The 17980-nt window shown below is 38.1% G+C and carries 19 protein-coding genes and 1 riboswitch; of the genes, 6 read left to right on the forward strand and 13 right to left on the reverse strand.

Annotated features, from left to right (window positions below):
- Positions 1-86: 86 nt before the first annotated feature.
- From V7124_RS22150 to V7124_RS22170, 5 genes are all read right to left on the reverse strand, one after another.
- On the reverse strand, positions 87-1016 hold the full coding sequence (locus V7124_RS22150; protein WP_335415021.1) for an ABC transporter ATP-binding protein: 930 nt from the start codon (positions 1014-1016) through the stop codon (positions 87-89).
- Entirely contained in the window at positions 1013-2068 is a 1056-nt protein-coding gene (locus tag V7124_RS22155; protein WP_335415018.1) for an ABC transporter ATP-binding protein, read from the reverse strand. Before V7124_RS22155 ends, V7124_RS22150 begins: the two co-directional genes overlap by 4 nt.
- 18 nt (positions 2069-2086) lie before the next feature.
- The gene (gene opp3C, locus V7124_RS22160; RefSeq protein ID WP_335493580.1) at positions 2087-3241 is read right to left on the reverse strand and encodes an oligopeptide ABC transporter permease; all 1155 of its coding nucleotides are present in this window, start codon (positions 3239-3241) and stop codon (positions 2087-2089) included.
- 4 nt (positions 3242-3245) lie between these two features.
- Positions 3246-4172: an oligopeptide ABC transporter permease gene (gene opp3b, locus V7124_RS22165; RefSeq protein WP_335415011.1), complete on the reverse strand. Its 927-nt coding sequence runs from the start codon at positions 4170-4172 to the stop codon at positions 3246-3248.
- Between the two features lie 177 nt (positions 4173-4349).
- Complete coding sequence (locus V7124_RS22170; RefSeq protein WP_335415005.1) at positions 4350-6020, reverse strand: peptide ABC transporter substrate-binding protein; 1671 nt, start codon at positions 6018-6020, stop codon at positions 4350-4352.
- A gap of 334 nt (positions 6021-6354) precedes the next feature.
- Here V7124_RS22170 and V7124_RS22175 point away from each other — a divergent pair, with 334 nt between their 5' ends.
- Complete coding sequence (locus tag V7124_RS22175) at positions 6355-6720, forward strand: DUF3899 domain-containing protein (protein WP_335493582.1); 366 nt, start codon at positions 6355-6357, stop codon at positions 6718-6720.
- A 57-nt stretch (positions 6721-6777) separates the two neighbouring features.
- Here the strand turns inward: V7124_RS22175 and V7124_RS22180 are convergent, their stop codons facing one another.
- The 3 genes from V7124_RS22180 to V7124_RS22190 form a co-directional block, all read right to left on the reverse strand.
- Positions 6778-7518, reverse strand: a complete 741-nt coding sequence (locus tag V7124_RS22180; RefSeq protein WP_335493584.1) for an amino acid ABC transporter ATP-binding protein — start codon at positions 7516-7518, stop codon at positions 6778-6780.
- Between the two features lie 20 nt (positions 7519-7538).
- Positions 7539-8282 (reverse strand): amino acid ABC transporter permease, encoded by a 744-nt coding sequence (locus V7124_RS22185; protein ID WP_335414994.1) that lies wholly within the window; start codon positions 8280-8282, stop codon positions 7539-7541.
- 63 nt (positions 8283-8345) lie between these two features.
- Positions 8346-9182, reverse strand: coding sequence for a transporter substrate-binding domain-containing protein (locus V7124_RS22190; RefSeq protein WP_335493614.1), 837 nt, complete (start codon positions 9180-9182; stop codon positions 8346-8348).
- Between the two features lie 104 nt (positions 9183-9286).
- Positions 9287-9468: riboswitch (Lysine riboswitch) on the reverse strand.
- A 287-nt stretch (positions 9469-9755) separates the two neighbouring features.
- Between V7124_RS22190 and V7124_RS22195 the strand changes: the two genes are divergently transcribed.
- The gene (locus tag V7124_RS22195) at positions 9756-10160 is read left to right on the forward strand and encodes a CidA/LrgA family protein (protein WP_335493586.1); all 405 of its coding nucleotides are present in this window, start codon (positions 9756-9758) and stop codon (positions 10158-10160) included.
- A complete protein-coding gene (locus tag V7124_RS22200; protein ID WP_335493588.1) occupies positions 10130-10822 on the forward strand; it encodes an LrgB family protein in 693 nt (230 codons plus the stop codon). Before V7124_RS22195 ends, V7124_RS22200 begins: the two co-directional genes overlap by 31 nt.
- A 90-nt stretch (positions 10823-10912) precedes the next feature.
- Here the strand turns inward: V7124_RS22200 and V7124_RS22205 are convergent, their stop codons facing one another.
- Positions 10913-11404 carry a hypothetical protein gene (locus V7124_RS22205; protein ID WP_335493590.1) on the reverse strand — a complete coding sequence of 164 codons (492 nt, stop codon included), beginning with the start codon at positions 11402-11404 and terminating at the stop codon, positions 10913-10915.
- A gap of 197 nt (positions 11405-11601) precedes the next feature.
- Here V7124_RS22205 and V7124_RS22210 point away from each other — a divergent pair, with 197 nt between their 5' ends.
- The 3 genes from V7124_RS22210 to V7124_RS22220 all read left to right on the forward strand — a co-directional run bounded on the left by V7124_RS22210 (position 11602) and on the right by V7124_RS22220 (position 13646).
- A complete protein-coding gene (locus tag V7124_RS22210) occupies positions 11602-12318 on the forward strand; it encodes an ABC transporter permease (RefSeq protein WP_335493592.1) in 717 nt (238 codons plus the stop codon).
- 3 nt (positions 12319-12321) lie between these two features.
- Complete coding sequence (locus V7124_RS22215; RefSeq protein WP_335493594.1) at positions 12322-13053, forward strand: ABC transporter ATP-binding protein; 732 nt, start codon at positions 12322-12324, stop codon at positions 13051-13053.
- A 140-nt stretch (positions 13054-13193) separates the two neighbouring features.
- On the forward strand, positions 13194-13646 hold the full coding sequence (locus V7124_RS22220) for a staygreen family protein (protein ID WP_335493596.1): 453 nt from the start codon (positions 13194-13196) through the stop codon (positions 13644-13646).
- Between the two features lie 77 nt (positions 13647-13723).
- On the opposite strand, the gene V7124_RS22225 is transcribed toward V7124_RS22220, so the two are convergent.
- From V7124_RS22225 to V7124_RS22240, 4 genes are all read right to left on the reverse strand, one after another.
- The gene (locus V7124_RS22225) at positions 13724-15004 is read right to left on the reverse strand and encodes a TRAP transporter large permease (protein WP_335493598.1); all 1281 of its coding nucleotides are present in this window, start codon (positions 15002-15004) and stop codon (positions 13724-13726) included.
- A complete protein-coding gene (locus V7124_RS22230; RefSeq protein ID WP_335414971.1) occupies positions 15004-15546 on the reverse strand; it encodes a TRAP transporter small permease in 543 nt (180 codons plus the stop codon). Before V7124_RS22230 ends, V7124_RS22225 begins: the two co-directional genes overlap by 1 nt.
- Positions 15547-15607: 61 nt before the next feature.
- Positions 15608-16642 (reverse strand): TRAP transporter substrate-binding protein, encoded by a 1035-nt coding sequence (locus V7124_RS22235; RefSeq protein WP_335493602.1) that lies wholly within the window; start codon positions 16640-16642, stop codon positions 15608-15610.
- Positions 16643-16670: 28 nt separating this feature from the next.
- Positions 16671-17684 carry a zinc-binding alcohol dehydrogenase family protein gene (locus V7124_RS22240; protein WP_335493605.1) on the reverse strand — a complete coding sequence of 338 codons (1014 nt, stop codon included), beginning with the start codon at positions 17682-17684 and terminating at the stop codon, positions 16671-16673.
- Positions 17685-17980 lie beyond the last annotated feature (296 nt).

Genomic DNA, 17980 nt, shown 5'->3' on the forward strand with positions numbered 1-17980 from the left:
AGCGCAAATCAACAGCCTAGTTTAACACAGCCAACAGCAAAAAGAGTGTTGATTTAGTCAACACTCTTTTTTAACTATTGTTTATTTTACTTTTGTTCATTTTGATATCTTTCAAATTCCTTTGCTGTACAACGGACAAAATGTCCTGGTGTGATTTCTCTAAGCTCGAACTCACCATTTGGATCATGAATAGTAGGATCATAAGCTATACGCTTACGAGTACGCTCATACCTTGGATCTGGCAGCGGAATAGCAGATAACAATGATTTGGTATATGGATGAATAGGATTATTGTATAATTCATCACTATCAGCTAGTTCAACTAGATTACCCATATACATAACACCAATACGATCGGAGATATATTTAACCATTGAAAGGTCATGGGCAATAAACAAATACGTTAAACCACGTTCTTTTTGCAATTTCTTCAGCAAGTTGACTACCTGTGCCTGAATGGATACGTCCAATGCAGAAATTGGTTCATCGGCAATAATAAACTCTGGATCTACTGCCAGCGCTCTAGCAATACCAATCCGCTGTCTTTGCCCACCGCTAAATTCATGTGGAAAACGAGTTGCATGCTCTTTGTTTAAACCAACAGACTCTAATAATTCTTCAACTTTTTGTTTACGTTCCGTTTCATTCTTCACTAGTTTATGAACATCTAGTCCCTCAGCAATAATATCCAAAACAGTCATACGAGGGTTTAAGGATGAAGACGGATCTTGGAAAATCATTTGCATTTTCCGATTAAATTTAAGAAGCTCAGATTTAGATTTTTTTCCGTGAACATCTTCACCATTAAATTTAACTTCCCCGCCAGTTGCATCATAAAGTCGGATGATTGTTCTACCTGTTGTAGACTTCCCACAACCAGACTCACCAACTAGTCCAAATGTTTCACCCTTAAATACATCAAAGCTAACACCATCGACAGCTTTAATGATATTTTTCTTACCAACTGAGAAATGCTTTTGTAAATTTTTTACTTCAAGTAATTTTTCTGTTGTCACTTTTTGCCACCGCCTTTAGCACCCGTACTAGCAAAACCTTGCATCCTATGCTTAACTGCTGCAGGTGGTTCGATTTTAGGTGCATCTTCATGTAACAGCCATGTTGCCGCATAATGTGTATCAGATACTTTAAACATTGGCGGTTCCATTACTGTGTCAATTTCTAAAGCAAATTGGTTTCTAGGAGCAAATGCATCCCCTGGAGGCGGATTTAGCATATCTGGCGGGCTGCCAGGAATCGCAAAGAGCTCTTCATCCGTGCTTTCTAATGTAGGCATGGAGCCAATCAATCCCCATGTATATGGGTGTTTAGGGTTATAGAAAATATCATCTACTGTCCCAATTTCTACGATTTTACCGGCATACATTACTGCTACACGGTCTGCCACGTTTGCAACAACACCTAGGTCATGTGTGATAAAAATAATCGCACTATCCGTTTTCTGCTGGATGCTCTTCATTAATTCCAAAATTTGTGCTTGAATCGTTACGTCAAGAGCCGTAGTTGGTTCATCAGCAATTAAAATCTTTGGATTACAAGCAAGGGCAATAGCAACTACAACACGCTGACGCATCCCACCGGAAAATTGGTGAGGATATTGATCTATACGCACATCTGGTCTTGGAATTCCAACAAGTGTTAAAAGTTCAAGCGCTGTTTTTCTAGCTTCTTTTTTACCCATATTTTGATGCTTCATCAGACCTTCCATGATCTGGTTTCCAATTTTCATTGTCGGATTTAGCGACGACATTGGATCTTGGAACACCATAGAAATGTCTTTTCCACGGATTTTTTGCATTTCTTTGTTAGTCTTCTTAGCAAGATCTTCCCCTTCGAGGAGGATTTGACCTTCTTTAATAAAGCCATGTGGTTCTGGAAGCAGTCTCATGATCGCATTGGAAGTAACGGACTTACCAGAACCAGACTCACCTACGATTGCTAACGTTTCGCCTTTATTTAAATCAAAGGTAACACCTCGAACAGCATGCACTTCACCGTTGTAGGTGTTAAATGATACTTTTAAATCTTTGATTTCCAATAATTTAGTCATTTATAAACACCTACCTTCTTATTTATGCATTTTCGGATCAAATGCATCTCTCAAACCATCCCCAACAATATTAAATGCAATCATAAGTACAGAGATTACAATTGCCGGGAAAACTAGCATATAAGGATAAAGTCTGAGGTTATCAAACCCAAGGTCAATTAAAGAACCAAGAGAAGCATCTGGAGGAACGATACCTAATCCAATAAAGCTTAAGAACGCTTCAAAAAAGATTGCTCCAGGAACTGAGAACATTGTGTTAATAATGATAATACCACTGATATTTGGAACCAAGTGTTTTCTGATGATGGTACCATTCGATGTTCCTAATGTTCTTGAAGCTAAAACAAACTCTTGATTTTTTAGCTTTAATACTTCACCTCGGACAATTCGAGACATACCAATCCAACCGGTAATCGATAACGCTATTACGATCGATATAATACCTGGCTGTAGTACTAGCATCATTAAAAGAATAATAACTAGGTTAGGGATACCAACTAAGATTTCCGCAACTCGCTGCATGAAATTATCGACTTTCCCACCGTAAAATCCAGAAATACCACCATAAGAAACCCCAATGACAAGGTCAAGCACCGCGGCAACAAAAGCAATAATTAAAGAAACCCTTGTACCTTCCCAAAGTCTTGTCCATTGGTCACGACCTAAGGCATCGCTCCCGATCCAGAAATAGGTGTCTTTCATACCTTTTGCATCATATATATGATAGGTTGCTTTGACTTCAGCAGAATTCCGAGTGCCGTCACCTTTATTTATTACTTCTAAATCAATAAATTCTTTATTATTATCGAATCTAGCATTTGCCTTAGCAGTAGCTTGATTAACATCTTTCCCTTGAAAAGTTCCCGATAATGTACCGTTTAGGCCAAGCCATGAAACGTTCTCTAACACTGGTACACGCGGAGGCATTTTTGCCCTTTTTAGGTCCTGATCATCAGAACCGAAACCATTCATCCATGGTCCAGCGATACTCAAGAGGATGATTAATAAGATAAGAAAAATGCTAAAAACAGCAGGTTTGTTACTAAAAAGCGTTCTTTTTGCATCTTGAAAAAACGTTCTGCTTGGTGCTGAAATTTTTTCACTCGTATCCTCTTTACGAACAAGAGGAACAAATAAATCTTTTGGTATATTATTTAAGTTATTTTTATCCATTTTTTTATTTTCCTCCTGCTAGTCTAATCCTAGGATCAATTAATCCGTATAGGAGGTCTATGATTAAGATAATTAGGACAAAACCAAACGCAAATAGCAATGTTGTACCCATGATAGTTGGGTAATCATTTACCATAACAGAGCTAACAAATTGTTCCCCAATCCCAGGAATAGCAAAGATTTGTTCAATAACCAATGAACCGGTCATCAAACCAACTGCCATTGGGCCTAAAACAGTTATTAATGGAATAAGTGCATTACGCAATCCATGTTTAAAGATAATTCCTGATTCAGCAACACCTTTAGCACGTGCTGTAATGATGTAATTGGAATGTAATACTTCTACCATTTCTGTTCTTGTAAAACGTGCTGCGGTCGCCATTGGGTGAATCGCCAAGGCAATGGTCGGTAACACGGTATGTTCAAATTGTCCCCAAAGTGCAACAGGGAACCACCCTAATTTTACAGCAAATACATACTGCAGTAATCCTGCGAATACAAACGATGGAATGGAAGTACCTAGAACAGCAATGATGGTAGATGAAAAGTCTATTGGGCTGTTACGGAAAATGGAGGCCAACAGTCCAAGGAATATACCGAAGATTGATCCTACTACTAAAGCCTGAAATCCTATTTGTGCAGATGGCCCGATTCTATCTAACAATATTGTCGTAACAGGCGTATTATCAAACTTAAATGATACACCTAAGTCACCTGTTACAAGCCCGCCTAGATATTTAGCATACTGGACCGGTATTGGATCATTTAATCCATATTTTTCGAGGATAATTTCTTTTTGTTCTTCACTTAATTTATCTTCTGCATTTAGCGGGCTACCCGGCAAAATTTTCATCAAAAAGAACGAGAATGTCGCAATGATAAATAAAGTTATAAACATATACCATGCGCGACGAAGTAAATATCGAGTCATTTTTGCACCTCCTAAATTTCTTTTAATCTCTTTATTATATGTCATATCTTGTCGATTATAAATTTTTTTTATAATCGGAATATTCAGGTTCACAGTTGAAAAGAGAGCATATGCCTAAAAGCATATACTCCCCTTCAATTTTTTCTAATAGCATTTAGTATACTATTTTAAAATCGATTATTCTTCTACTGCTGCAACGCTAGCCCATTTGTATTCGTAAGTTGCTCCAAATGCGTTTGTAAATACACCTTGAACTTTCGGAGATACTAACAGAGCGCTTGCTCTTTGATAAATAGGAGCGATTGCTGCCTCATCAAATAATACCTTTTCTGCTTTCAAGAAGTTCTCATAACGCTTATCTTGATCTTGTGCTAAAGTTGTTCCAGTTTCATTGATCAACTTATCATATTCAGCGCTAGAGAAGCCCATCATGTTATTTCCACCATCTGTTAACCATAGGTTTAAGAAGGTATATGGATCAAGGAAGTCTGGTCCCCATCCAGCAATTTGAATGTCATAATCCATAGCAGTATCTAATTCTAGACGTTGCTCAAATGGTACTTCTTTTAAAGTAACTTTTAAACCAGGAAGGTTTGTAGATAATTGGTTTGCAAGATATTGGTTCATCATTTTAGAAACTTCACTGTCTCCACCAAGTACTTCAATAGAAACTTCTTTTGTTCCTAATTCAGTTAAAGCTTTTTCCCAGAATTTCTTTGCTTCTGCAACATCGTATTTCACAAGATCTCCACTAACATCGCGGAAGTCCTTGCCATCTGGAGTTGAAACGAAGTCTTTTGGTACTAGACCGTTAGCAACGATAGAACCGTTGTTTAAGATTTCATCTACTAATGCTTGCTTATCAAATGCTCTAGAGATTGCTTTACGTACGTTTACGTTCTTAAGAGCAGGATTTTTAGTTTGGTTCAACTTCATATAGAATACTGAAGTATCAGGTTCTACTGTGTAATCATCATGTGTTGAGTATTGGTCAACTAAGTCAGATGATAAACCTGCACGGTCAACTGTACCTTTTTCATATAAATCAACAGCAGTTTGTGGGTCTTTTACTACTACATAATGCATTTTTTCTAATTTTACAGTTTTTGCATCCCAATAAGTTTCATTCTTAACTAATTCCCACTCGTTAGCAGTACTAGTCCAGTTAGAGAACTTGTATGGTCCGTTAGATAATAAAGTATCCGCGCTAGTTGCGAATGTAGCAGCTTTTTCTTCAACAAACTTTTGGTTCAATGGTAAGAAAGTACCGAAAGTTGTTAAAGATTCAAAGTATGGAGTTGCGTTTTCAAGTTCAACAACGAATGTGAAATCGCCATCCGCTTTAACACCTAATTGATCAACAGGAACTTCACCTTTGTTAACAGCAGTTGCGTTTTTAATAACGCCGCCCATCATGTATGGACCATATTCAGATCCTGTATCAGGGTTTACTGCACGCTGCCAAGCATAAACGAAGTCATGTGCAGTTACAGGGTCACCATTTGACCATTTAGCATCTTCACGCAAAGTGAAAGTCCAAGTTTTGCCATCAGCACTTACTTCATGCTTTTTAGCAATACCTTCTGCTATTAGTCCTTTTTCATCAAGACGGTATAGACCTTCCATTGTTGCACCCAAGAATTGGAAACCATATTCATCAGTTGCTGTAGATGGATCCATAGACGGTATAGTATCACCATTAATAAAGTTTAATACTTGTTCAACTTTAGGCTTATCAGCTGGTTTTTTAGAATCATCAGTTTTTTCCTTGTCGCCGCCTGAACACGCAGCTAAGAACATGCTAAGCACTAAGCTCAGGGCCAAAAGCCATGCATACTTTTTCTTCATAAAAAAATGACCTCCTATTGTTTTATTTTTCTGTAAATTCGCTCTTAAAAAAGAAGCTAATGAAATCATACTATTTTTCTACTACTTTTGTAAAGACTAAATATATAAAAGAGTCAAAAAATTATTATACTATTATAGATTACAACCACATTACAATTGATATACCAACACCGTTTAAAACCTTGGATAAAAAAATTTTATTTTCGTATAATAAATCCTGTGTCAGTCCCATGCGAAAATACCGATAAAGTATACTTTCTGAACTATTTAAGTTAAAATACCATTATTCTTAAACAAGTTCAAAATAATATTATTAATGACAAGGTGAAACTATATGTTTAAAAATAATTGGACTTTCTTTTTGCTTAATCTGGTACTAACAATTTTGATGTTTTTACTATTTTCATCAAGTTATAATCTACTGAATTTTATTAATGCCTTATTCTATCTTAGTGCTTTTTACCTGATCACCGTTTTACGCATGTACACGATTAAAGGCGGCTTTTTTGACGGTGTAACCTATGGGTTCAGAAGATTCAATAGTATCATGTTTAAAAAAAATGATTATCTTGAAGAATGGCGGGAAAAACCACTTCCGTCCGAAAAATTTAATGCCTCTTTCTATCAAAAATGTAAGTTCCAAGCGATTTCCTTACTTGGCCTTCTCATTATTTTGCTTATTCTTTACTATACAATCTAATTACGAAGTTTAATTACAAACACCATAGTTAGTCCAGCAGCTATTACCCACTAACACTTAGATAGACTTTAATGTGCGTTTTAAGAATTCCCTCGTACGGTCTTGTGTTGGGTTATTAAAAATTTGCTCTGGGCTTCCTTCTTCTGCAATAACTCCCTTGTCCATAAATACGGCTCGATCCGACACTTCTTTTGCAAATTCCATTTCGTGCGTTACAATCAACATCGTAAGACCTGATTCAGCTAGTTCCTTCATGACTTTTAGTACTTCTCCTACCATTTCTGGATCAAGAGCTGAAGTTGGTTCATCAAATAACATCACATCGGGTTCCATGGAAAGTGCCCTTGCAATTGCCACACGCTGCTTTTGGCCCCCGGATAACTGCTTTGGCTTCGCGTTAATATATTTGTCCATACCAACAACCTTCAAGTACTTCATCGCGACTCTTACGGCTTCTTCCTTGGAACGTTTTAATACTTTTACTTGTCCTACCACACAGTTGTTAAGAACATTATGATTGTTAAATAAGTTAAATTGTTGGAACACCATGCCTAAATGCTTTCGATAATCGGCAACATCATGCTTGTCATCTAAAATATTTTCACCATGGTAGATAATTTGCCCACCGCTTGGTTTTTCCAGCATGTTAATACAACGAAGAAGAGTTGACTTACCAGATCCTGACGATCCGATAATGGAGACTACTTCTCCTTTATTCACTGAAAAATTAATATCTTTTAATACTTCATGTGTTCCAAAGGATTTGTTTAGATGTTGAATATCAATAATCTTTTCCATATTCACTCCTCCTTCTCCCATTATTTTCGATTTCCTTCTACCTGTGTTTCGTTTCCAATCATCGTATAGTTGTCAGAGCCTTCTAATTTCTTTTCAAAGTATAGCAATATTCTTGTTACGATAAAGGTCATCACAAAATAAATCATACAAGCTACGAAAAATGATTCAAAATATCTAAAGTTGTTTCCTGAAATCGATTTTGTCACGAAATATAATTCTGTAACGGAAATCACATTCAGAACAGACGTATCTTTAATATTAATAACAAATTGATTCCCTGTTGCAGGTAAAATATTTCGAATAACCTGTGGTAATACCACATTCCACATGGTTTGAACATGGTTCATTCCTATCGCATGAGCGGCTTCAAACTGTCCCTTATCAACCGAAACAATCCCCCCGCGAACAATTTCCGCCATATAGGCTCCTGTATTAATGGATACAACAATAATCGCCGCAGCAAAAACATTCATATCTAAACCAAATGCTAACGCAGAACCATAATAGATTACCATGGCTTGGACTATCATCGGTGTTCCACGGAAAAATTCAATATAAATAGAAAGGATTACGTTAATCACTTTTAAAATTATCTTCTTCGCTCCGCGTTCAGGTGCTGGAATGGTTCGTATTACTCCTGCAACTAATCCAATGATTGCCCCAATCATCGTTCCAATTAGCGCAATCACAAGTGTTAAACCAGCACCACGAAGGAACATAGGCCAGTTTTCCGAGATTATTTTAACGACCCACTCAAGACTCATCTTTTATCCTCCCTTACTGTATAAAACCGACTGTATGTTGAATACAGCCGGTTTTACCATTTTTTATTGTGCTGATGGTTGATTCTTAATAGCTGTATCCATAATACTTGTACGTTCTGCTTCTGAGATACCCTTTAAAATTTCATTGATTTTATCTGTAGATTTACTTCCTTTTTCAAGACCGACTGCGATAGCAGTATCATCTGAGGATGTTTTAAACCCATCTTCAAATTCAACCATTACATAGTTTTCATTTGCAGCTGATGCACTAACACCTTCTGGTCGCTCTGAAACATACCCATCAATCATTCCAGATTCAAGGGCTACTCTCATAGCTGGGAAGTTGTCCATTGCGGTTTTCTTGTCTACACCTTTAATTTGATCGATCACCGTATAATGGAAGGTATTTAATTGAGCTGTAACTTTTGCACCTTTGAAATCTTGGATAGATGTAGCACCTTCAAATTTGCTTCCTTTTTTTACAACCATTACTAAATTGGAAGTATAGTAATTATCCGAAAAGTCGATCGTTTCTTTACGTTCTGCGGTTGGTGACATTCCAGCGATGATGGCGTCAATTTTACCTGATGTTAATGCTGGTACAAGGCCATCCCACTCTGTTTTGACGATCACTAATTCTTTTCCTAAACCTTCAGCCACTTTTTTGGCAATTTCCACATCATAACCACCTGCATATTCTGCAGAACCATTTATTTTAACACCGCCGTTAGCAGCATCATTTTGCGTCCAGTTAAAAGGAGCATATCCCGCTTCAAGCCCCACCTTAAATGTATTGTCCTCTGATGATCCAGAATTTGAACTAGTACTTGTCCCACATCCTGCTAAAAGCAGCATGGTTGAAACCAACAAAACTATAAAAATCGTTAACTTGTTTTTCATCATGTTCTCTCCCCCTGTTATCCTTTTAATTACGACAAAAAACGACCTGAGATATACTCAGGTCGCACTATGCATAGTAGCCCTAAAGTCCTCTCTTTTATCCCAAATGAGATAGCTCAACTCAATAAACCGGAGAGTTTATTGAGACAGTCCTGCAGCTCTTAACTACAGACCCAGCAAGTAATACCGAGAATATTACAAACTTCGGCAACATTTCCTTCTCCTTAGCATCATAGCTTCTCAAGCTCCACTAAAGACTGTTAAATATCGCGCCTCTACCTCACTGTAAAAAAAGTGAGGTCTTATTAAATTATTCTTATATAATACAGTATACTACTAAAATGAGTCAACTGGTATTAGTACCCACAGCGTGGAAAACGTTGGGAAGGCATCTGGCTATCATTGTGTGTATAATTAAATTTGATTAAAATTATGTATAACACATAGAACAGCCATCATAGGAGTAACAAGGTAAGAATCTATGATTCTTGCCGGTGTTTATCGTTTAGATTTTGATTCCATTTATATAGAAAGAAGGTAGGATGTTGTCTCTGCTATAGGGACACTGCACATATGAAATTCCTAAACACAGTTTTACAAATTTGCATTTTATATATTTTTTTCTTCATTGGAAGTGCTATTCAAAACCTTTTTCACCTATTGATTCCAGGTAGTATTATCGGACTTATATTGCTTTTCACTTGTTTATGTTTAAAAATTATCCCAGTAACGTTTATTGAGCGTGGGGCTGGTTTTTTATTAAGTATTTTAACTTTATTTTTTATTCCCGCCACAGTCGGTATCATGAAGTACCCTTCCTTGCTTTCATACCATGGTGTACTACTCTTTATAGTCATTCTATTAAGCACTGTAATTACCATTGCAATCGCAGGGATGACAAGTCAATTTTTTGAAAAAAAGGCTCAAAAAAGAAAGGATGATAAGAAATGCAGCAAGCCCTATTCGCATTCTGTATGATTTTATTAACAGTCATTTCCTTTCTTGTGATGACCCGATTATACAATCGTTTTTCTTTTTCCCTTTTCATTCCCGTTTTAACTGCCACCACACTGATTATCATCCTCCTGGTAATTCTTCATATTCCTTATGAAAGCTATATGAAAGGCGGGCAGTGGATTAACTCTCTATTAGGACCGGCAGTTGTGGCACTTGCTTATCCCTTGTATAAACAACGCCGCTTTTTAATGACTCATTTGTTTACTATATTAGGAGGGGTTTTAATCGGAGCCACCTCTGGAATGGTAAGTGTCACCATTTTAGCTAAGCTATTCGGGATTAATCATCCATTAATTCTTTCAATTATTCCCAAGTCTCTTACCACCCCTGTTGCCATCGAAGTGGCCAAAGGATTGGGAGGAGATGCCTCTATGGCCGTTATTGGCGTAATGATAGCTGGCATCTTTGGTGTCGTAACTGCTCCGATGATTTTTAAATTAACCCGGGTAAATAGTTCGATTGGTAGAGGCGTCGCCCTGGGAAGTGCCTCACACGCAATAGGCACTTCAAAAGCTGGCGAATATGGTGAACTTGCCTTTTCAATGAGTTCTGTGACTATGACTCTATGTGCGATCATTGGCTCATTATTAGGACCTTTTATTGTGTGGCTGTTTCATATTTAGCGTAAAAGGGGTCCGTAAAAGGGGTCAGTCCCCCACTGAAATAACGCGTTGCTTCAGTGGGGGACTGACCCCTTTTTGTTTCGTTTTGTTTTACTTTAGTATACCTTCAAGGGAATTTGTCACAATAATGGCCTTTGGTTTATAGTCAAGGAGATTGGTGACCGCCCCTTGGCCGCCAAGATAGAAAGCTATGTCAATTTGCTTTTCAGCTAATTGATCCAGTCTCCGCAGCAGTTGAGAATCTGTTTCAAATGGTACAGTGGTTGTGGCGGACAACAAAACCACATCCGGCTTTAATTTCGTCACCAATGATTCAATCGCCCCTAGGGCAGGTGAAGTTCCAATTAACTGGGTTTTCCATCCTTTCATCATGAAACGCAATAGGACCAGATGAAGCGGTACTTCATGCTGTTCATACGGCAAACATGCACCGAGAACAAATGGAGCATTTTCCCGATATTGATAATTTCGTCGAATTTGAACCAAGAAATCTCTTACAACCAGACTCGATACGGATTCCTGATATTCATTCCACTCCTGTTTCTCCCACTTTTTTCCGATCTCTTTTAAAAAAGGAGCCACAATATTGGTTAAAAACTGCTCTAGCCCTACATGATGATAGGCTTGTTTTAAAATAAAATTTAATTCTATTTCATCACATTAGAGCTAAAAAAACTGCTGTAATCGGTCAGCTAAACGCGATTGCCAGCAACGGGGGCAGCAAGCAGAATATTTCTCTCTTTGGTATTAACAATGAAGAATTTCTACTGCCCAATGTGATGGAAGGAAGGTCTTTTGACAACGCAAACGAGGTTATTGCGGACGATTCACTTAAAGATAATGGATTCAAATTAGGTGATGAATTATCCTTGTCCTCCAGCGACCAGCTTTTAACGATTGTTGGATTTACCGACCAAGCTCGATTTAATGCTGCTCCTGTTCTTTATACCAATCTAGCAACCTTCCACCAAGTCAAATACGGTGAAGCAGCGGATCAAAACAAAGATCAAATTAACGGGATTGTTGTTCAGAATGATTCTCTTTCAAATCTCACTCAAAGTGATGAACTGATGTCTATTGAAATTGAAACATTTATTCAAAATTTACCTGGTTATACCGAACAAAAACTTACCTTAAATTTCATGATTTATTTCCTCTTTGGTATTTCCTCCATTATCGTCGCTATTTTCTTGTATGTATTGACCGTGCAGAAGATAAGTATGTTTGGTGTGATGAAGGCCCAAGGTATTTCCAGTTATTATTTATCATGGTCTGTTGTGGCCCAAACCTTTATTTTAGCGTTAATCGGGACGGCGCTTGGATTTGCCTTTACACTCGTTTCAGGAGCTTTTTTACCAGCAGCTGTTCCTGTTTCGTTTGATCTTACCGTGATGTTGTTCTATGGGTTCATACTAATGGCTGTTGCAACTGCTGGTGCCTTTTTCTCAGTCCTGACAATTGTTCGAATTGATCCACTGAAAGCGATAGGAGGATAAACCATGGCAGTGTTAGAGTTACATCAAGTAAAGAAGAGTTTTGGAAGCGGCCATAAGAAAGTGGAAGCCTTAAAGGAAACGGATTTTCTTGCCAACCGAGGTGAGTTGATTGCCATCATTGGTCCATCGGGTTCTGGAAAAAGTACTTTTCTCACGATTGTCGGGGGGTTATTATCACCAACCTCAGGTGAAGTAGTAATCAACGGGGAGAACCTAACCGTTTTGAATGAAAAAGCACGGTCCCAAATCCGGCTTAGGGAGATTGGATTTGTGTTACAAGCGTCGAACCTAATTCCCTTCCTTTCTGTGGCCAATCAACTGAAACTATTGGATAAAGTAAAAAAGGGAAATATGTCAAAAGTGGAGCGGAATCAACTTTATGATGACTTGGGGATTGCAGACTTACTCCTAAAATATCCCTCCGACTTATCCGGTGGAGAACGCCAGCGCGTAGCCATTGCTAAGGCTCTGTATAGCAATCCTTCGATTATTTTGGCTGATGAGCCCACAGCCTCCCTTGACTCAGACCGTGCCTATGAAGTGATGGAACTATTGAAAAAAGTAACGAAGCAGAAAAAAACAACGACCATTGTCGTGACCCACGATATTCGGCTTGTCGACTATTGTGACAAAGTTTTCAAAATGACAGATGGCGCTCTTTCAACTCCACTAGAGAAACAAGCGAAAACGACGCATATGGCATTCGAAGGGGAAATCGAGAATATTCCTCAGTAATATGGAATAACATGAGGATAAATGAATCAGACGTATCGAAACTTTTCCTGCCCCTTACGTCCTTTGATTGTGGAATTAAGAGGCAGCTCTGACCTGTCATAGAGCTGCCTTAATTTCATGGAAATATGGGAGTTGATTATTTGAGTACTTTTTATCCCGAAAAACTATCTGTGCAATACGGCGACGGTGTTTCTTCTACAGAACCATTAATGCCCAGGCGTTACACACTCACTCATTCTGATATAACGGGAAAACTATTTTTAAACATTGGAATGAATTATGCTTGGGAAAAAATTAAACCTATGAGAGATGAGGTTTTAGGCGAGTGGAAATGTCACGGAGATTTTTTGTATTTTTGTGTTTATTTACACGTAGATCAAGGACAATATACCCCATCTGTCTCAGCAAAACGCAATGAAGTATTTGGACGTGAATTACCACTTGCATTAACTGCTATAAGATACGGCGATCAAATTTTTTTCAACACATATCCTCAGTTAGATCAAGCTCCCATCATCATTAACTTTTTGTCCGCATATCCCCAGTTTGCAAGGCAAGAAAATTGGGGGACCTTTCAAAATTTTACCACTTGAATAGAAAAGGCACTTGAATGTGGACATTCGAGTGCCTTTTCTATTCTATCTGTAGCCAATCATTCTTTTGTCCATATTTATTTTGTCAACCATTCCAACGGGACCAAAACTAACGATGGGAACAGGACAAGAATGAAAACCACGATAACTTCTGCCAATAAGAATGGCCATATGCCTTTGACAATGTCGTCTATTCCTAACTTTCCAACACCTGCTGCAACGTTTAAGACCGTTCCAACTGGCGGAGTTATTAAACCTATACAAGTGGTTAATACAAAGATTAAACCGAAGTAGACTGGGTCAATTCCCGCTACCTGAATAACCGGCATAAGAACAGGTGTTAGGATTAAGATGGTTGGTGTTACGTCCATAGAAGTTCCGATAATCAGTACAATCAAGACGATAATAAACATCAATAGTATTGGACGATCAATAAATGGTTCCAGCAGTACTGAAAGCTGGGCCGGAATGTTGGCAACGGTAATTAACCAACCAGACACCATTGCCGCTGCTGCCAATAGCATGATGACACTTGTTGTTTTTGCTGAAGCAACAAGGACATGATAAAGGTCCTTGATTTTTAATTCCCGATAAATCACCATACCAACAAATAAGGCATAAAATGCTGCTACGGAAGCCGCCTCTGTCGGAGTGAAGATACCACCGCGCAATCCACCAAGAATGATGATTGGTAAAAGCAATGCCCAAAATGCGGCAATAACTGCTCTTAAAATTTCATTTGCAGATTTGCGAGGCTTCGCTTCCATTTTTTCTTTTCTTACAAGAAGAGTCCAAACAACAGTTAAAGCAACTGCGATAATCAAGCCAGGAACAATACCTGCCATGAATAATTTTGTGATGGATACACCGGCCGTTACGCCGAAAACAATCATTGGAATGCTTGGCGGGATAATTGGGGCAATGATGCCGCCTGCCGCAATAATACCAGCTGAACGATTTCGGTTATAGCCTTGGCTAACCATCATTGGAATCAAGATGGCTCCTAATGCTGCGGTATCAGCAACAGCTGATCCAGATAACCCTGCAAACAAAACGCTTGCAATAATCGCTACATATCCAAGTCCGCCCCGGACATGCCCTACACATGCCATCGCAAAATCAATAATTCTTTTTGATATTCCCCCGGCATTCATTAATTCTCCAGCAAGAATGAAGAAAGGAATGGCCATAAGCGGGAAATTGTCTGCTCCCTGAATCAAGTTGGCGGCCAGAATCTGCGTATCAAAATTACCCAGTGCAAACATAATAGCAATACCGCTGATTAATAATGCAAAAGCGATAGGGATACCCAAAGCCATGGCACTTAACAATGCAACTATAAAGACCGTTAATGTCATTACTTCTTGTCCCCCTTTTCGCTGATGTCATTATGATCTATGCTGTCTTCAGATGCTGCCATGATTAACTGGCTATGATCTTTTTTAACAATCAGTTTATATAACTTAAGAAGAATAATGAATATCATGGCTGCACTCATTATCACACCAAAGACATAAATGTAGGCATAAGACATTCCAGTTGCTGGTGCTGAAAGATCTGTATTCAGCATGGTAAGCTTCCAGCTTCCATCCAGAAGAAATACTAGTGTGATCAGCAAAATAATATTAGAAATGATATAAACAATCTTTTTCCCTGTCAGCGACAGCTTTTTGATCACAACATCTACACCTAAATGTTCATTGTCGTTAAATGCTAGGATGGCACCTAAAAATATTAACCAAACAAATAAGAATCGTGATACCTCTTCAGACCAGGTGATTCCTGAATTAAATGCATAGCGTAAGACAACGTTCATAAATACAAAGATGGCCATTAGTGATAAACATACCACGATGAGAAATTTTAATAGGGAATTAACCTTGTCTGCTATTCCTTTCACCGTTGTCACCCCTTACAAAAATTGAGAAGGGTCCGAGATAGAACCCTCTCTCAATAAATGGTTATTTTGTGTCCTTAATCTTTTGAACCATTTCTTTAGCCCATGGATATTGCTTATAGTATTCTTCGTACATTGGTTGTACGGCTTCTTCCATTTGTTTCATGAATTTGGCATCTGGAGAAATAAACTCCATGCCCTTTTCTTCAAGGAACTTTTTGTCTGCTTCATAGCTTTCTTCTGATAATTTCCATTCAAAATCTGAATATTCTTTCGCTGCTTCTTCAATTGCTTTTCTTTGATTATCAGATAACTTTTTCCAGAAATTCTGGTTAATAATTAAAATGTTTGGAGTGAAACCGTGACGAGATTCTAAGATATAATCTTGAACTTCATAAAATCCAGAAGATTTTACAACTCCAATTGGGTTATCTTGACCGTCTACTACTTTTCCTTCAAGTGCTGTAAATACCTCTGAAAGCGGCATTGGAGAAACGTTAGCACCTAATAATTGGCCTAAGTTTACAAATACAGGTGTATTAGGCATACGAAGTCTTAAACCTTTAAAATCTTCCATACTTGCAACCTTTTTGCTAGAAGAAACCATTCTGAATCCATTGGCACTCCATACTAGCGGATGAACGCCGTGTGTGCTTTCAAGTTCGTCTGTTAATTCTTTCCCCACTGGTCCATCTAATACTGCTTTAGCATGTTTAAAATCTCTTAGTAAAAATGGCCACTCAATGGCACCCATTTTAGGAACGTCGGCTTGCATGATCATACCTGGTAGTCCCATTTCAACGGTACCGTTACGAACTGCAGTATAAAAATCCTTTTCGCCGCCAAGTTTATTGTTTTCATAGATTTCAACTTTTAAGGAACCGCCGGATTTTTCTTCAACAAGCGGCTTGAATTTTTCGATCAATGCTTTGTTTTGCGGATGGTCTGGTGCATAGTAGTTTGCTACTTTAATGGTGTACGATGTGTCTTTGCTTTCAGCTTTATTTGTAGTTCCACTTGTTTCTTCCTTCTTTCCGCAAGCACCTAAAATGGAACCGATGGCAAGGACTAACGCTAAAATGATTCCTAACTTTTTCATGAACACTCATCCCCTTTTGTTTGTTTTTTTATAATGTGATCATGGCCTTGATCGTTTTAGATTCAGGCTTCATGAGCATTTCAAAGTTATCAATAATTTCGTCAAATGGTGTTTTTGACGTAATAAATTGATCAGTATTAACATACCCTTCTTGAATTGTTTTCGCCACATATTCAAGATCTTCTCTTGTCGCGTTCCGGCTTGAAAGCAAAGTAAGTTCCCTTCTATGAAACTCAGGATCCGGAAAAGTAAAGTCTGCTTGTACAAGTCCAACAAAAATCAAACGGCCGCCACTAGCTGCATATGTGTACGAATTATTCATTGAGTTCACATTACCAGTAACATCAAAGACCAGATTTGCATAATCCCCATTTGTAATTTTCTTAATTTGTTCTAGAGCATCCTCACTTGCGTTAACTATGTAATCCACATCTGCCCATTCACGGCAAAAATTTAAACGTTGTGGATTCATATCAACTGCGATGACTTGGGCGCCTGCGAGTTTAGCGAATTTCATGACTCCTAATCCAATGGGACCCGCACCAATTACAACCGCAAACTCCCCTTTCTTGATATCCCCACGTCTTACTGCGTGTGCACCGATACCAAGGCATTCTATTGTTGCAGCCTCCTCCAAAGTAATATCATTTGTTTTCATAAGATGGGTAATGGGAACAGCCAAATACTCTTGCATCCCGCCATCAATATGGACTCCAAACAGCTTTAATTCTGTACAACAATTTGTTTTTCCACTACGGCAGGCGAGGCATTTTCCACATTCAAGATAAGGAATGATGGCAACATTGTCACCCGCATTGAAACCGGCTTCATTTTCAGGCACTTCGACAACTTCCCCAGACAGTTCATGACCTAAAATGCGTGGATAGGTAAAAAACGGCTGACGTCCCCTGTAGGCATGAAAATCGGTTCCACAAATTCCGATTCGTCGGATCCGGACCAAAGCTTCCCCATCTTTCAATGTAGGAACCTCTCCATCCCTCATGACAAACTTAAAGGGTTCTTCACAAATGATATTTTTCATGATGTTTTCTCCTTCAAAAATTTGATACTAGCTTTTTTCATTATTCTTTTTGAAAAAAGCAGTTAGTAGAATGGTTATAATTCCGTGGTGTCAGATAATTGGAAAATTTGGATGCGCTATCATTCTACCATAACATGTAACATGTGAAATGTTACATGTTACTATTACAGAATACAATTATCCCTTTTCTAGTGTCAATATATTTTTTATATTTTTTAAATTTTTAATGTTTTCTATACTAACTTTCCCCCTAGTCTTTTAATTTTACAAAAAAAATCATATAATAAAAATATCAT

The organism is Neobacillus niacini (assembly GCF_036961885.1).
In the GTDB taxonomy this organism is placed as follows: domain Bacteria; phylum Bacillota; class Bacilli; order Bacillales; family Cytobacillaceae; genus Neobacillus; species Neobacillus niacini_H.

What these genes read in the sequence shown, in the direction of transcription:
- V7124_RS22155 (WP_335415018.1), bottom strand. Translation starts at nt 2,068, where the DNA reads ATGACTAAATTATTGGAAATCAAAGATTTAAAAGTATCATTTAACACC.
- opp3C (WP_335493580.1), bottom strand. Translation starts at nt 3,241, where the DNA reads ATGGATAAAAATAACTTAAATAATATACCAAAAGATTTATTTGTTCCT.
- opp3b (WP_335415011.1), bottom strand. Translation starts at nt 4,172, where the DNA reads ATGACTCGATATTTACTTCGTCGCGCATGGTATATGTTTATAACTTTA.
- V7124_RS22170 (WP_335415005.1), bottom strand. Translation starts at nt 6,020, where the DNA reads ATGAAGAAAAAGTATGCATGGCTTTTGGCCCTGAGCTTAGTGCTTAGC.
- V7124_RS22175 (WP_335493582.1), top strand. Translation starts at nt 6,355, where the DNA reads ATGTTTAAAAATAATTGGACTTTCTTTTTGCTTAATCTGGTACTAACA.
- V7124_RS22180 (WP_335493584.1), bottom strand. Translation starts at nt 7,518, where the DNA reads ATGGAAAAGATTATTGATATTCAACATCTAAACAAATCCTTTGGAACA.
- V7124_RS22185 (WP_335414994.1), bottom strand. Translation starts at nt 8,282, where the DNA reads ATGAGTCTTGAGTGGGTCGTTAAAATAATCTCGGAAAACTGGCCTATG.
- V7124_RS22190 (WP_335493614.1), bottom strand. Translation starts at nt 9,182, where the DNA reads ATGAAAAACAAGTTAACGATTTTTATAGTTTTGTTGGTTTCAACCATG.
- V7124_RS22195 (WP_335493586.1), top strand. Translation starts at nt 9,756, where the DNA reads ATGAAATTCCTAAACACAGTTTTACAAATTTGCATTTTATATATTTTT.
- V7124_RS22200 (WP_335493588.1), top strand. Translation starts at nt 10,130, where the DNA reads ATGCAGCAAGCCCTATTCGCATTCTGTATGATTTTATTAACAGTCATT.
- V7124_RS22210 (WP_335493592.1), top strand. Translation starts at nt 11,602, where the DNA reads ATGGAAGGAAGGTCTTTTGACAACGCAAACGAGGTTATTGCGGACGAT.
- V7124_RS22215 (WP_335493594.1), top strand. Translation starts at nt 12,322, where the DNA reads ATGGCAGTGTTAGAGTTACATCAAGTAAAGAAGAGTTTTGGAAGCGGC.
- V7124_RS22225 (WP_335493598.1), bottom strand. Translation starts at nt 15,004, where the DNA reads ATGACATTAACGGTCTTTATAGTTGCATTGTTAAGTGCCATGGCTTTG.
- V7124_RS22235 (WP_335493602.1), bottom strand. Translation starts at nt 16,642, where the DNA reads ATGAAAAAGTTAGGAATCATTTTAGCGTTAGTCCTTGCCATCGGTTCC.
- V7124_RS22240 (WP_335493605.1), bottom strand. Translation starts at nt 17,684, where the DNA reads ATGAAAAATATCATTTGTGAAGAACCCTTTAAGTTTGTCATGAGGGAT.